Genomic DNA, 13243 nt, shown 5'->3' with positions numbered 1-13243 from the left:
CACCGCCCGGCGGCACACCTCACCCCCGCACGATGACCTCGTCGACGACGGCGGCCGACGCCGCCGAGCGGACGCCCACCTTGCCGGCCATCAGTTGCGTCACCGGGTTCGTCCAGCTGATGAGCCGCACCCCGTCGACCCAGCCGTCCACGGTGCTGCCGCGCACGTCGGCGCGCAGCGACACGAGCTGGCCCGGTGCCACCGTCACGGGCTGCGACGCCACCAGCGTCAGCGTGCCCGCCACCCGCTTGTAGAGCTCCAGTGCCGAGGTGTCGAGGTTCAGTCGCAGCATGAGGAAGTTCGACGCGTCGGCGTACCGCATCAGCACCCCGGCGTTCCCGTCGGGCGTCGCCACCGCGAGCCGGGCCGACACCGAGTAGTCCGTCCACGACGCCGACCCGGCCGACGCGATCGCCTCGCCCGAGAGCGAGCTCTGCCGCAAGGCTCCGGGCGCTCCGCCGACGGTCCACGAACCGCTCACCGCGGCCCAGCCGCCGAACCCGCCCGCCTCGAAGGTCTCGCTCGCGAGCACCGAAGCCGCACCGGCACCGGCCCCCGCACCCGCAGCCTCCACAGCCCCCCGGTCGGCCCCCGACCCCTGGTACAGCAGCCGCCCCGCGAAGTCGACACCCCCGTTCGACGACGACGCGACCGCCGCGCCCGACGCCCCCAGAGCCGTCCCCGAGTCCCTCGACGGCGACCCCGCCCCCAGCGCGTACGCCGCCGCCGCATCGGCGATCGACGTCGCCCCGCCCGGCGCCTCCAGCAGCGGATCGCTCGTGAGCTTGCCCGTGTGCGGCGCCGCCGACGAGTTCGTGCCGTAGAACGTGTTGTTCGAATACACCGCCCCGCCCCCGATCGCGTACGCGCCCGACGCCGCGTTGTGGAACACGTTGTTCGTGTACGTCACCACCCCCGCCGAGTTCGACGTGGTGAGCAGCCCGGTCTGACCGGCCGATCGGTAGAACGTGTTGTTGTAGACGGCGAGAGCGCCACCGCCGAACGGGATGCTGAACGCGGCCCCCGAGCGGTCGAGGTCGTTCTGCGAGATGTTGTAGCGGAACACGTTGTTCGCCGTGTCGTCCATCATGAGCAGCGTGCCGCCCTCGTTGTCGTGGCTGTAGTTGTACTGGTAGACGCTGTCGGTCACCTCCACGTCGAAGTCCCACGGCTGCCCGTCGCCGTCGATGCGCTTGGTGCGCGAGGCCTCGTTGTACTGGAACACCGCACCCGAGGTGTAGTACGCCCACTGCGCGGCGACCACGCTCACGGCCGGCAGGTACGTCACGACCGCGGTGTTCGCATCCGTGTACTTCCCGATGCGGTCGGTCACGTTGTACTCCACGAGCGGCCCGACACCGGCTCGCACGAGGATGCCGTCGCGGTGGATGCGCGTGACGGTGTTGCGCCGGATGACCACGTTCGTGAAGGCGTCGTGCATGTGGGTCCAGCTCGATCCGGCGAGGAAGGCGTCGGTCATGGTCTGGATGCCCGTGTCGGCGACGTTGTCGACCGTGTTGCCCTGGATGAGCACGTCGTCCCAGGTGCTCTCCGGGTCGGTGGCGGAGGCCTGCCGCGCGTGGAGGTTGATGCCCCCGGTGCGCCGGTCGCGCCCGAACACGTCGTGGATGTCGTTGTTGAGGATGCGGATGCCCGTGAACGCGCCGCCCCCGGCGCCCGCCCCGAGGATGAGGATGCCGTTGCGCCGCATCGAGGTGGCGTGCTGGCCGCTCGTGATCTCGAGGTCGGAGATGGTCCAGTGCGAGCCGTTGGTCACCCGCACCCCGAAGCCCTCGCCGCCGACCGCGGTGTTGCCGAAGTCGATCTTCGGCTTCGCCCCGGTTCCGTAGCGGCCGATGACGATGGGGTCGGATGCTGTACCCGACCCGGTGAGGTCGAGGTACTGGTTGGTGAAGGTCGAGCCGGCCTTGAGCAGGATGCGCGTGCCGGGGCCCGGGGTGAGCGTGTTCACCTTGCCGAGGGTCTTCCACGGCGCGCTCTCGCTGGTGCCGCTGTTGGTATCGGCACCCGCGGCGGCGTCGACGTAGTAGGTGGTGCCGACGGCCTGGGCCGGCGCGGCGGGGGCCGCGGCGAGCAGTCCGCCCAGCAGGGCGACGGCCGCGGTGGCGGCGATGACGAGCCTCTTCATTCTCACGAGTTCCTCCTTGAACCGGTTGGGGCTTTCTCGTTCCTAGCTGCTTATTCGTATAACTACAAGCGGCTGACGACGATTGGGTCGCCGGAACCGGGACTTGCAGGTATTACGTATAAGCGCCTATGCTCGGCGCAGTACCCGTCGAAGGAGACCCGTTCCGTGAACCGCCCCCGCATCCCCCGCCAGAGCGACATCGCCCGCCTCGCCGGCGTGTCGCAGGCGACGGTGTCGATGGTGCTCAACGACCGCGCCGGGGCCAACCGCATCCCCGAGGCCACACAGAAGCGCATCCGCGAGGCGATGGCCGAGCTCGGCTACGTGCCCAACATCGCCGCCCAGTCGCTCCGCGGCGGCCGCAGCGGCCTCATCGGCGTGCACACCTTCGAGCGCGTGTTCCCCACCGCGCCCGACGACTACTACCGCGAGTTCCTCAACGGCATCGAGGAGCAGGCGGTCGCCGCCGGCCTCGACCTGGTGCTCTTCGCCTCCACCCAGAAGCCCGACGGCACGCGCAGCATCTACGGCAGCGGCAGCAACCGGATGCGCCTGGCCGACGGCGCCGTCATCCTCGGTTTCGAGAAGAACGACGACGAGATCCGCCGCCTGGCCGACGAGGGCTTCCCCTTCGTGTTCATCGGCCACCGCGAAGTGGAGGGGGTCGACGTGCCGTTCGTCACCGCCGATTACTCCTCCGCGATGGCACCGGTGGTGCGGATGCTCGCCGACGCCGAGCACCGCAAGGTCGCCTACCTGGCGGCCCCACTGCGCGGCTTCGCCCAGCAGGAGCGCCTCGAGGGGTTCACCGCGGCCGCGGCACCCGCCCAGGCCGGCTCCGCCGGCGCGGCCGGACTCGCGTTCGAGGTCGACGTGCGGGAGCCCGCCGAGGTGACCGCCGCCTGGGTTCGGGCCACCCTCGCCGGCGGAGCGACGGCGATCGTGGTGGAGACCTACGACCTCGCGCGGGCGCTCGCCGATGCCCTCGCCTCCGCCGGCCTCTCCGCACCCGCCGACGTCTCCGTGATCGGCCTCGACTCCGACCCCCGCAGCGAGGGCGCCTTCAGCCACGTGCGCGTGCCCCGCCGCGCCATGGGCCGACGCGCCGTCGAGCTGCTGCTCGCCGTCATCGACGGCTCCGCGCCCGCGCCGCTCACGCTCCCCGTGCACTGCGACCCGCCCACCCACGACACCGTCGGCACCCCCTCGCTCGGCACCTCCATCGTCGCGACCGCCGCGGCCACGGCGTCGGCCACCCCGGCCACCACCACCACGCCCGCGCCCGCGCCCGCGCCCGCGGCGACCATCGCGGCACCCGCGACCGCCGCGCCACCCGCCTCGGCCACCACCGCACCCACACCCGCACCCTCCGCGGTGTGACCCCCGAACCTTTTCCACTTCCCTGCACCACACCCTGCTAATACGAATAAGGAGACAACATGGACGTTCACTCCACTCACGCATGCACCCCACGCACCCCACGCGGGCGGCGGCACGCCCGCCGCGCCACCGCGCTGCTCGCCCTCGGCGCCGCCACGGCCCTCGCCATCAGCGGCTGCGCCGCCGGCGGCGGCTCCGGCGACAGCGACGACGGCGGAGACAAGACCCTCAGCGTCTGGCTGCCCGGCACCAACCAGGCCGAGATCGACCTGGTCACCGACACCATCGTCCCCGCCTTCGAGGAAGAGACCGGCGCCGAAGTCGAGGTCACCTACGTCGACTGGGGCGACATCTCCACCAAGCTCAACTCGGCCTTCGCCGCGGGCACCGCCCCCGACATCTTCGGCCACGGCCCCGCCGCCACCGCCGACTTCGTGGCCAACGACCGCATCCTCGACCTCGACGACCGCGTCGCCGAGCTCAGCCAGGCCGACCGCGACGACCTCGCCACCGCCCTCCCCGGCGGCCAGGTCGACGGGGTGCAGTACCTCATGCCGCTCTCGCTGCAGGGCTACCTCGTCATGTACGACGCCGACGCCTTCACCGCGGCCGGCCTCGACCCCGACTCGCCGCCCACCACCTGGGAGGAGCTGAAGGACGCCGCCGAGACGCTCACCGAGCGCAACGGTTCGACCATCACCCGCTCCGGTTTCCTGGCCCCCAGCCAGGCGATCGCCCGCCAGCAGACCTTCGCCACCTTCCTCTTCGGCGAGGGCGGCACCCTGGTGAACGAGGCGGGCACCGAGGCCGAGTTCGCCTCGGCCGAGGGCGCCGACGCGCTCGACTTCTTCACCAGCCTCTACACCGGCGACGACGCGGTCTCGGCCAACCTCGGCGAGGACTACCTCAACGCCCCCGCCGCGCAGCAGCCGCTCGTGCAGCAGACCGCGGCCATGACCATCCAGGCCCCGTCGATGATGCAGCAGATCGTCGACGCCGCCCCCGACCGCGACCTGCGCGTGATGCCCCCGCTCTCCTTCGAGGGCGGCGACCCCGCAGCCTTCGGCGGTGCGGGCCCCGGCCTCATGATCAACGCGGACTCGAAAGACCCCGACCTGGCCTGGAGCTTCATCGAGTACATGCTCTCGCCCGAGGTGAGCACCGAGTACACCCAGGGCACCGGCACCATCCCGGTGCGCGCCTCCGCCGCCGAGAGCGACTACGCGAAGAACAGCCCCATCATCACGGCCTTCCTCGCCGCCTCGCCCGACTTCCAGACCAACCCCAACGTGGTGGGCTGGGTGCAGGTGCGCGACGCGCTCGACAAGCAGCTCGAACGCGCGCTCAACGGCGTCGCCACCTCGCAGGAGGCTCTCGACGAGGCCGCCGCGGAAGCCGACAAGATCCTCGGCGCGAACGGCTGAGAGCGGCAGAACGCATGACCTCCCCCACCCTCGCCCCGGCAGACGCCCTCGCCGCGTCTGCCGGGGCGACCCCACCACCGGCCGGCGACGACGCGACGCAGCCCACCGCATCCGCCCCCCGCCGCCGCCGGCGCTGGAGCCGCACCGCGATCTTCGGACTCGTGTTCGTGCTGCCGGCGGCGCTCTACATCGTCATCTTCCAGCTCGTGCCCGTGCTCTACGGGCTCGTGCTCTCGTTCACCACCTACAGCCCGCTCAGCCGCTCGGGCCCCGAGTTCACGGGCGTCGACAACTACGCCGAACTGCTGGGCGACGCCGACTTCGGCAACGCCCTGCTCGTGACCGGGCGCTACGTGCTGCAGGTGCTGCCCATCACGGTGGTGCTCGCGCTCGCGCTGGCGCTGCTCGTGAACCGGCCGTTCAAGGGCGTGGGCCTGTTCCGCTCCGCCCTCTACGTGCCGCACATCGTCTCGCTCACCGCGGTGAGCATGGTCTGGCTCTGGATGTACTCGCAGACCGGCCTGTTCAACGAGGTGCTCGGCTTCTTCGGCGCTGCACCGCAGAACTGGCTGCTCGACTCCGACTCCGCGCTCAACGCCGTCTCGGCCATGCGCATCTGGAAGGCGCTCGGCAGCAACATGGTGCTGCTGCTCGCGGGCCTGCAGTCCATCCCGCGCGACCTCTACGAAGCGGCCAGGGTCGACGGCGCCGGCCGCTGGGCGAGCTTCCGTTACGTCACGCTGCCCGGCCTTCGCCCCATGCTCGTCTACGTGGTGGCGATGGACATCATCTACCTCGCTCAGGGCTTCGCCGAGATCTACGTGCTCACGCAGGGCGGCCCGCTCGGCAGCACCACCACCGTGAACTACCTCATCTACACCGAGGCGTTCCAGTACAACCAGATGGGGTCGGCGTCGGCCATGGCCTTCGTGCTCTTCGCCCTCATCATCGGCTTCTCCGTGCTCGCGGTGCGAGGAGTCATGGGGAGGCAGAAATGACCGCGTCCGTCGACACCCGCCGGGCCAGCGCCCTGAGGCGGATGCGCCGGGGCCACGCCCCCGGCGAGGGCCGCGTCGGCTCGATCGTCGTGCTCGTCATCGTGACCGTGCTCGTGATGGTGCCGTTCGCCTGGGTGGTGTCGCTGTCGTTCACCCCGCAGTCGGAGGCCTTCGGCTCGGTGTCACTCTTCCCCGCGCATCCGACGCTCGAGAACTACGCCACGGCGTTCTTCGACGCCGACCTCGCGCGGGCGCTGCTCAACTCCGCCGTCGTGGGGGTGGTGACCGTCGCGACCAACTGCATCCTGGCCGTGCTCGCGGGCTACGCCTTCGCGATGCTGCCGTTCCCCGGCAACAAGGCGCTGTTCTACACGCTCATCTCCACGGCCGCGATCCCCATCTCGGTCACGCTCATCCCGCTCTTCCTCATGGCGCGGGGCATCCCGCTCGTGGGCGGCAACGACATCCTGGGCCAGGGCGGCAGCGGCCTGCTCGACACGCTCGCGGGCGTCATCCTGCCCTACATCGTCATGCCGATGAACATCTTCCTCGCCCGGCAGTTCTTCACCTCGGCGCCGCTCGAACTCGGCGAGGCAGCCCGGATGGACGGGGCCGGCGAGCTGCGCATCTTCTTCAGCGTCTACCTGCCGCTGGCGAAGCCGCTCATCGCGGTGGTGGCGATCTTCTCGTTCACCGGGGTGTGGGACGACTTCCTCTGGCCCCTCGTCGTGACCAGCTCGCAGGAGGTGCAGACCGTGCAGTTGGCGCTCGCCCGGTTCCTCGGCAGCGGCAACGTGCAGTACGGGCCGCTCATGGCGGGCACGGTCATCGCGACGGTGCCGGTGCTGATCGTATTCCTGTTCAACCAGCGCAGCTTCATCTCGGGGCTCTCCGACGGCGGCGTGAAGGGGTGACGGATGCGCGGCCCGGCGTCGCGCATCCGTCAGCCCCTTGATCCGCTCGCTCTGCCTTCCCTTCGTCATTCCCTTCGTCGTCTCCTTCTCAGAAAGGCCTCCATCCATGGCCACACGCCACCTGCACGTCCCGTTCGCCGTCATCGGCGGGGGGCTCGGCGGAACAGCCGCCGCCGTCACGGCCGCCCGGCTCGGGATGCGCGTCGTGCTCACCGAGGAGACCGACTGGCTGGGCGGCCAGCTCACCAGCCAGGGCGTGCCTCCCGACGAGCACGAGTGGATCGACCGGCAGCCGATCTCACCGAGCTACAGCGAGCTGCGGGAGCGCATCCGCGACCACTACCGGCGCGAGTACCCGCTCGTGGAGAGCGCGCGGACGGCCGTGGCGCTGAACCCCGGGGCCGGGTTCGTGTCGAGGCTGTGCATGGAGCCGCGGGTGGCGCACCTCGCCGTGCGCGAGATGACGTCGCCGCTCGAGGCGTCGGGGCTGCTGACGGTGCTCACCGAGCACGAGCCCGTCGGGGTGGAGCGCTCGGGAGACCGCATCACGGCCGTGCGGCTGCTCGATCGCCGCACCGGAGACGAGGTGGTCGTGCACGCCGGGATGGTCGCCGACGCGACCGAGCTCGGCGACCTGCTCGCGCTCGGAGGGGTCGCGCACGTGGTCGGTGCGGAGAGTGCGGCCGAGACGGGCGAGCTGCACGCGCCCGAGGTGGCCGACCCGCTCGACCAGCAGGCGGTCACCTGGTGCGCGGCGCTGGAGCTGCGACCCGGGGAGTCGCACGTGATCGACCGGCCCGCCGGGTACGCCCGGTGGCGCGACACGGTGCCGTCGTTCTGGCCGGGGCCGCAGCTGTCGTGGGTCGACATCGAGCCGATCTCGCTCGAACGGCGCGAACGGCCGATGTTCACGGGTCGGCCCGAAGACGCCGTCGAGAACGACGACCTCGATCTGTGGCACTACCGGCGCATCCTGGCCCGGCGGATGATGCGGGACGGGTGGGCGGGACATGACGTGACGCTCGTGAACTGGCCGCAGGTGGACTACTGGGACCGGCCGCTGGTGGGGGTGGGTGACCCGGATGCTGCTGGTGCCGGCGCCGGTGCTGCCGATGCCGGCGCCGCTCGCTCGCTGGCGCTGCGGGAGGCGCGGGAGCTGACGCTGTCGTTCATCCACTGGATCCAGACCGAGGCGCCGCGCAGCGACGGCGGCACCGGCTACCCCGAGCTCGCGCCGCGCGGAGACGTGCTGGGCACCGCCGACGGACTGGCGAAGGCGGTCTACGTGCGGGAGTCCCGGCGCATCCGGGCGCTGTTCACGGTGACGGAGGGGCACATCGGGCGTGAGATGCGGGGCGAGGGGGCCGGGTCGGCGTTGTTCGACGACAGCGTCGGCATCGGCTTCTACCGCATCGATCTGCACCCGTCGACGGCGGGGCGGAGCTATGTCGACATCGACTGCTTCCCGTTCCAGATTCCGCTCGGGGCGCTCATCCCGGCCGACACGGCCAACCTGCTCGCGGCGAACAAGAACATCGGCAGCACGCACATCACCAACGGGGCGTACCGGCTGCACCCGGTGGAGTGGTCGATCGGGGAGGCGGCGGGGGCGCTCGCGGCGTTCTGCGGTGCGGGCGCGGGTGCAGGTGCGGACGTCGGCACCCGCACGCCGGCGGAGGTGCACGGCGACCCCGCCCTGCGCGCCGACTTCCAGCGCCTGCTGAGCGACCGCCTCGGCATCGCCCTGGCCTGGAGCGACACCATCCGCACCGGCGGCTCCCGCAGCGAGGCAGTCGTCACCGCCCGTTGACCGCTGTAGCGTGCCGTCAAGGTAGTCTTGACACCCGCACGCGTCAAGACTACCTTGACATTTGAGGGATCGCCGCGGGCGCATTCGAGCCATGCGAACCTCAGAAAGGACGGTGCTCCACATGAACGCACGACAGGCCGCAGCGGCTGAGGCCGAGACCGCGGTCGAGGCGCTGCTCGGCAACCTCGACCTCGACTCGGTCGAGATCGACAACCCTCGAGAACTCCGACGCATCGGCCTCGCTCTCCGCGAGATCGACGCCGCCGAAACCGAACTCCGCACCGCGGTTCACGCCGCGCGCGCGGCGGGCTACAGCTGGACCGACATCGGCATGACCCTCGGCACCACCCGCCAGGCGGCTCAGGCCCGCTTCCGCATCGCACCCACGGCATGAGGCGGGCCGGCGAGCCCGTCGGGTTCGCGCGCGCTCAGCGCCGCCGTGGCGCGCGGCGCACCTCGGCCGCATAGGTGTCGAGCACGTCGAGAATTCCCGGATGCCGCCACACCCGGCGGCGCGCTGCCCCGGTGCCCTCTCGCACTACCCCGCGTTCGACCAGCGTGTCGAGCGCTCGTCCTACCGTCATCGCACTCAGCCCGAGTGAGTTCATCAGATATGACGTGTTCACGACGGGCTGCTGAATCAGCACGGGCAGAATCCGCCAAGCCGCCGCCTGCGGCCGCACCCCCTCCAGTCGACCGCGAGACGCATCCAACTGCTGCGCGAGCTGGTCGACGAGAGATCGCCCCGTCACCGCGGCATACCTGGAGGCCTGACAGAAGCGTTGGATGATCGGAGCAGCATCGCCACGGCGGTACTGCTCCAAGGCGTCGAAGTACTGCTCCGTGCCGGTCAGCAACCCCGCCGAGAGCGGCACGGTGGTGTGCGTTGCGAGTCCCTTGCCCCGGAGAAGTGCCTGGGCGAGCGCACGACCGGTGCGCCCGTTCCCATCGACGAAGGGGTGGATCGTCTCGAACTGGGCATGCGCGACGGCGATCTGCACCAGCACCGGCAGATCGTCACGACGCATGAAACCGACGAGGTCGTCGAGCGCGCCCTGCACCAGCTCGTGCTGCGGTGCGATGAACGTCGCCCCGCGCGGGCCTGCAGTATCCCGGTTCCCGATCCAGACGAGCTCGCCTCGCAGCCGACCCGCCTCGCGCTCGAGCCCTGGCTGACGGGTCAGGAGCTCCCGATGCATCGCGAGGATGCTGACGAGGTCGAGATCTGCCGAGAGCCTCAGCGCCGCCTCCATCGCACGCACATTGCCCACGACGGTCGCGGCGTTCGCTCGCGACTCCTCTCCCAATTCGGCGAGCGCGAGCTGCTTCGCCGAGGCCGTCAGCTGTTCGATCTGGGAGCTCGACGAGCTCTCCGTGCGCAGGAGGATCGCTGACATCGGGCCGAGCGCGGGGTTCTGTTTACCCAACTGGGCCACGGCGTGGAAGTCGAATTCGATGAGGAACCGGGTGGCGTCGGCGACCTCGGCGGCGAGAGCACCTGACAGATGAGCACTCCATGCGGCAATCGGCGGAGCGACGGCGGACTGGTACTCACCCGTCTGGCGTGCCACCTCGGCGTTGGAGTAGTGCTCCACAGAACGCGGGCGCCAGGTGCGCACCTCGAATCCGAGGGGTGCGATCGGCACCCGATCGATCTCGACATGTGTTACCACGCTCTCATTTTACTAACACTTCTAACCGAAAGTGTTAGTAATCGAGCACGGTACTAACGCTTCGGGGCGACCCAAGTCGGAGAGCCACCAGGCAGGCGGGCGGGAGCACCCGCTCTGCAGCGCCATGGCGAGGCGCGTAGGGTGAGGGGATGACCGAAACCGACGACGCTCGCGTCGGCCTCTACATCGACTTCGACAACATCGTCATCTCGCGCTACCAGCAGCTGCACGGCCGCCAGGCGTTCCAGCGCGACGGCATCCGCGACTTCGACCGCACCGCCCCCGGCGCCGACACCGAGATCGCCGCCCGCCTCACCGCCGCTACCGTCGACTTCGACGCGATCGTCGACTTCGCCGCCAGCTTCGGCACCATCGTGGTCAACCGCGCCTACGCCGACTGGTCGGTGCCCGTCAACGCGAGCTACCAGCGCCAGCTCATGTCGCGCGCGGTCGACCTCACCCAGCTGTTCACCACCACCACGCGCGGCACCAAGAACGGGGCCGACATCCGCCTCGCCGTCGACGTGGTCGAAGACCTCTTCCGCCTGGCCGACCTCACCCACGTCATCATCGTGGCCGGCGACTCCGACTACATCGCGCTCGCCCAGAAGTCGAAGCGCCTCGGCCGCTTCGTGGTGGGTATCGGCGTGGCCGGCTCGTCGAGCACGTCGCTCGCCGCGGCCTGCGACGAGTTCGAGCACTACGACTCCCTGCCCGGGGTAGAGCGGGTTCCGGATGCGCGTGCCACCCGCACAGAGACGGATGCGTCCGCGAGCCAGACGAAGCAGGGCGGCGGTCGCAAGAAGGCGGCCGCCACGTCCACAGACTCGGCGTCGAGTACGTCCGCAGCCGACCCCGCCGCACCCTCCGGAACGGCCGGCACCGCCGCTCCGGCACCCACCCGCGGTCGCCGCGCCAAGCCGCAGGATGCGCCCGCAGCCGACCCCGCCGAGGCCGGCAGCGGCACTCCCGCATCCACCTCCCGACGCGTGACGGTGCCCGTGTTCTCGCACGCCCCCGAACCCTCCTTCGACGACACCGACGACGACACGGTCGAGCTCCCCGACCCGCAAGCGGTCGCCACCGAACTGCTCCGCCGCGCGCTTCAGATCGGTCACGCCAAGGGCGACGGCGACGAGTGGCTCAACACCGGCAACGTGAAGAACCAGATGCGCCGCATGGACCCCTCGTTCAACGAGAAGCCCCTGGGCTTCCGCTCCTTCTCCGACTTCCTGGCCTCCCGCGCCGACATCGCCGACCTCCAAGAAGACGGCTCCCAACGCCTCATCCGCCTCCACCGCGCCTGACGACGACACGTGGCATCATGGATTCGTGAATCCGATGATTGATCACCTTTCCCTCGCCTACGAGGAGACGTTCGCCGAGTTCGACGACACCGAGGTACGACTCTGGGACAGCACGTCCTCCGACGGATTGGGGCTCTGAGGCGCCTCAGTGTGGGGCGGAGAGGGCGAGAAAGGCGCGGGCGCCTGATCGGGCACGGGAGGCGATGAGGTCGGTGTCGTCGAGGATGCCGGGTGCGAAGAGGGCCTGGTCGAGAGTCGCGCCCAACACCAGGTAGGAGAAGTGCTGCGCCGCCGCCTCGGGATCGTCGACCCGCAGCATGCCGCTGGAGGCATATCTCCCGAGGCGCTGAGCCAGGGCGCGCATCACCCGGGCCGGGACGCGCTCGTAGTAGTCGGCAGCGAGTTCGGGAAAGCGGGCGACCTCGCCGATGAGAAGCCGCCGGGTGGCCAGCACGCGGGGCTGCAGCACCGCACGCGCGTGGGCGAGGGCGAACGTGGTGAATTCGTCGTCGAGCGCCGTCGCCGAGACCTCGCCGTCCGGCCGATCGACCCATTCGGCGATGAACGCCTCGGCGGTCTCCGTGGCGTGCTCGATCGCTGCCCGGAACAGCACAGCCTTGCTCTCGAACAGGTTGTAGACCGTGCGTTTGGCCACACCGGCCTCCGAGGCGAGCGCGTCGACGTTGCCGCCGAGGTACCCGTGCTCGAGAAAATGCCCGACGGCGGCGTCGAGGATGAGCGCCCGTGAGCGGATCTGGCGGGGATCGGTTGCGGTGACGTTCGGCACCCTGCCATCATGCACTCATCAGTGCACTAATGCACGCACTGGTGCAGAACATGCATCCTGAAACCCCGAAAGCCGAGGGAGCCCGCCATGCCGACCGCCGACACCCCCACGAAGAACGAATTCGACGGCGCCGCCGCCGTCACGCGGTCGATGCTCGGCTGGGGCGTCGTGGCCGGGCCCTTCTACCTGGTTTTCGGTCTCGTGCTCGCCCTCACCCGCCCCGGCTTCGACCTCTCCCGCGACGCGCTCAGCCTCCTTCTGCTCGGCGACCTCGGCTGGCTGCAGCTGCTCAACCTGGGTCTCGCCGGCGTCATGACCCTGGTGGCCGCGATCGGCCTCGCCCGCACCCCGGCATGGTCACGGGTAGCCGCCGTCCTCGTCGGTGTCTACGGGGTCTGCCTCGTGCTGAGCGCGTTCTTCCCGCCCGATGCCACGGGCGCCTTCCCTCCCGGCACCTCCGGCGGAGTCTTCACCACGAGCGGCATGCTGCACCTCGTGTTCGGCGGACTCGGCTTCGTGTGCCTAGGCGCCGCCGCGATCGTGGCGGGCTCGTGGGCGAAGCGGCATGTCTCGCCCACCGCCGGCATCCTCTCCCGGATCGCCGGCATCGTCGTGATCGTCGCGTTCGCCGCCGGTGGCGCACTCTCCGGCGGCCCCGCCGGCGTGGCCCTCCTCTGGCTGGCGGTGCTGGCCGGATGGGCGTGGCTGGCCCTCATCAGCGTCGCCGCCTACCGCGCGGTGCCGCATCCGCTGCTCGCCCGCCGCCCGGTCGAGGCGAAGGCCGCCTGAACGATCGGCGAC

11 protein-coding genes are annotated in these 13243 nt (G+C 70.5%); 8 read left to right on the top strand and 3 right to left on the bottom strand.

Features of this window, described 5'->3' with window-relative positions:
- Positions 1 to 19 precede the first annotated feature (19 nt).
- A complete protein-coding gene (locus N1031_RS10360; RefSeq protein WP_259479556.1) occupies positions 20 to 2155 on the bottom strand; it encodes a right-handed parallel beta-helix repeat-containing protein in 2136 nt (711 codons plus the stop codon).
- A 159-nt stretch (positions 2156 to 2314) separates the two neighbouring features.
- Between N1031_RS10360 and N1031_RS10355 the strand changes: the two genes are divergently transcribed.
- From N1031_RS10355 to N1031_RS10330, 6 genes are all read left to right on the top strand, one after another.
- The gene (locus N1031_RS10355) at positions 2315 to 3529 is read left to right on the top strand and encodes a LacI family DNA-binding transcriptional regulator (protein WP_259479555.1); all 1215 of its coding nucleotides are present in this window, start codon (positions 2315 to 2317) and stop codon (positions 3527 to 3529) included.
- 59 nt (positions 3530 to 3588) lie between these two features.
- Positions 3589 to 4953, top strand: coding sequence for an ABC transporter substrate-binding protein (locus N1031_RS10350; RefSeq protein WP_259479554.1), 1365 nt, complete (start codon positions 3589 to 3591; stop codon positions 4951 to 4953).
- 14 nt (positions 4954 to 4967) lie between these two features.
- On the top strand, positions 4968 to 5951 hold the full coding sequence (locus N1031_RS10345; protein WP_259479553.1) for a carbohydrate ABC transporter permease: 984 nt from the start codon (positions 4968 to 4970) through the stop codon (positions 5949 to 5951).
- Positions 5948 to 6865 carry a carbohydrate ABC transporter permease gene (locus tag N1031_RS10340; protein WP_259479552.1) on the top strand — a complete coding sequence of 306 codons (918 nt, stop codon included), beginning with the start codon at positions 5948 to 5950 and terminating at the stop codon, positions 6863 to 6865. The genes N1031_RS10345 and N1031_RS10340 overlap by 4 nt, the downstream gene beginning before the upstream one ends.
- A gap of 106 nt (positions 6866 to 6971) precedes the next feature.
- Positions 6972 to 8675 carry an FAD-dependent oxidoreductase gene (locus tag N1031_RS10335; RefSeq protein ID WP_259479551.1) on the top strand — a complete coding sequence of 568 codons (1704 nt, stop codon included), beginning with the start codon at positions 6972 to 6974 and terminating at the stop codon, positions 8673 to 8675.
- 121 nt (positions 8676 to 8796) lie between these two features.
- Positions 8797 to 9069 (top strand): hypothetical protein, encoded by a 273-nt coding sequence (locus N1031_RS10330; protein WP_259479550.1) that lies wholly within the window; start codon positions 8797 to 8799, stop codon positions 9067 to 9069.
- A 34-nt stretch (positions 9070 to 9103) separates the two neighbouring features.
- Here N1031_RS10330 and N1031_RS10325 read toward each other — a convergent pair whose 3' ends face one another.
- Positions 9104 to 10294 carry a Fic family protein gene (locus tag N1031_RS10325; protein ID WP_259479549.1) on the bottom strand — a complete coding sequence of 397 codons (1191 nt, stop codon included), beginning with the start codon at positions 10292 to 10294 and terminating at the stop codon, positions 9104 to 9106.
- 203 nt (positions 10295 to 10497) lie between these two features.
- Here N1031_RS10325 and N1031_RS10320 point away from each other — a divergent pair, with 203 nt between their 5' ends.
- Positions 10498 to 11655 carry an NYN domain-containing protein gene (locus N1031_RS10320; RefSeq protein WP_259479548.1) on the top strand — a complete coding sequence of 386 codons (1158 nt, stop codon included), beginning with the start codon at positions 10498 to 10500 and terminating at the stop codon, positions 11653 to 11655.
- Positions 11656 to 11800: 145 nt separating this feature from the next.
- Here N1031_RS10320 and N1031_RS10315 read toward each other — a convergent pair whose 3' ends face one another.
- Positions 11801 to 12442 (bottom strand): TetR/AcrR family transcriptional regulator, encoded by a 642-nt coding sequence (locus N1031_RS10315; protein ID WP_259479547.1) that lies wholly within the window; start codon positions 12440 to 12442, stop codon positions 11801 to 11803.
- A gap of 87 nt (positions 12443 to 12529) precedes the next feature.
- Here N1031_RS10315 and N1031_RS10310 point away from each other — a divergent pair, with 87 nt between their 5' ends.
- Positions 12530 to 13231, top strand: a complete 702-nt coding sequence (locus N1031_RS10310; protein WP_259479546.1) for a DUF998 domain-containing protein — start codon at positions 12530 to 12532, stop codon at positions 13229 to 13231.
- The last annotated feature ends 12 nt before the right edge of the window (positions 13232 to 13243 follow it).

The organism is Herbiconiux moechotypicola, from assembly GCF_024979255.1.
Taxonomy (GTDB): Bacteria; Actinomycetota; Actinomycetes; order Actinomycetales; family Microbacteriaceae; genus Herbiconiux; species Herbiconiux moechotypicola.
This window is presented reverse-complemented; position numbering and strand designations above follow the sequence as displayed.

Excerpts from the sequence above, each read along its gene's own strand:
- N1031_RS10350 (WP_259479554.1), top strand. The coding sequence starts at position 3,589 with ATGGACGTTCACTCCACTCACGCATGCACCCCACGCACCCCACGCGGG.
- N1031_RS10345 (WP_259479553.1), top strand. The coding sequence starts at position 4,968 with ATGACCTCCCCCACCCTCGCCCCGGCAGACGCCCTCGCCGCGTCTGCC.
- N1031_RS10340 (WP_259479552.1), top strand. The coding sequence starts at position 5,948 with ATGACCGCGTCCGTCGACACCCGCCGGGCCAGCGCCCTGAGGCGGATG.
- N1031_RS10335 (WP_259479551.1), top strand. The coding sequence starts at position 6,972 with ATGGCCACACGCCACCTGCACGTCCCGTTCGCCGTCATCGGCGGGGGG.
- N1031_RS10330 (WP_259479550.1), top strand. The coding sequence starts at position 8,797 with ATGAACGCACGACAGGCCGCAGCGGCTGAGGCCGAGACCGCGGTCGAG.
- N1031_RS10320 (WP_259479548.1), top strand. The coding sequence starts at position 10,498 with ATGACCGAAACCGACGACGCTCGCGTCGGCCTCTACATCGACTTCGAC.
- N1031_RS10310 (WP_259479546.1), top strand. The coding sequence starts at position 12,530 with ATGCCGACCGCCGACACCCCCACGAAGAACGAATTCGACGGCGCCGCC.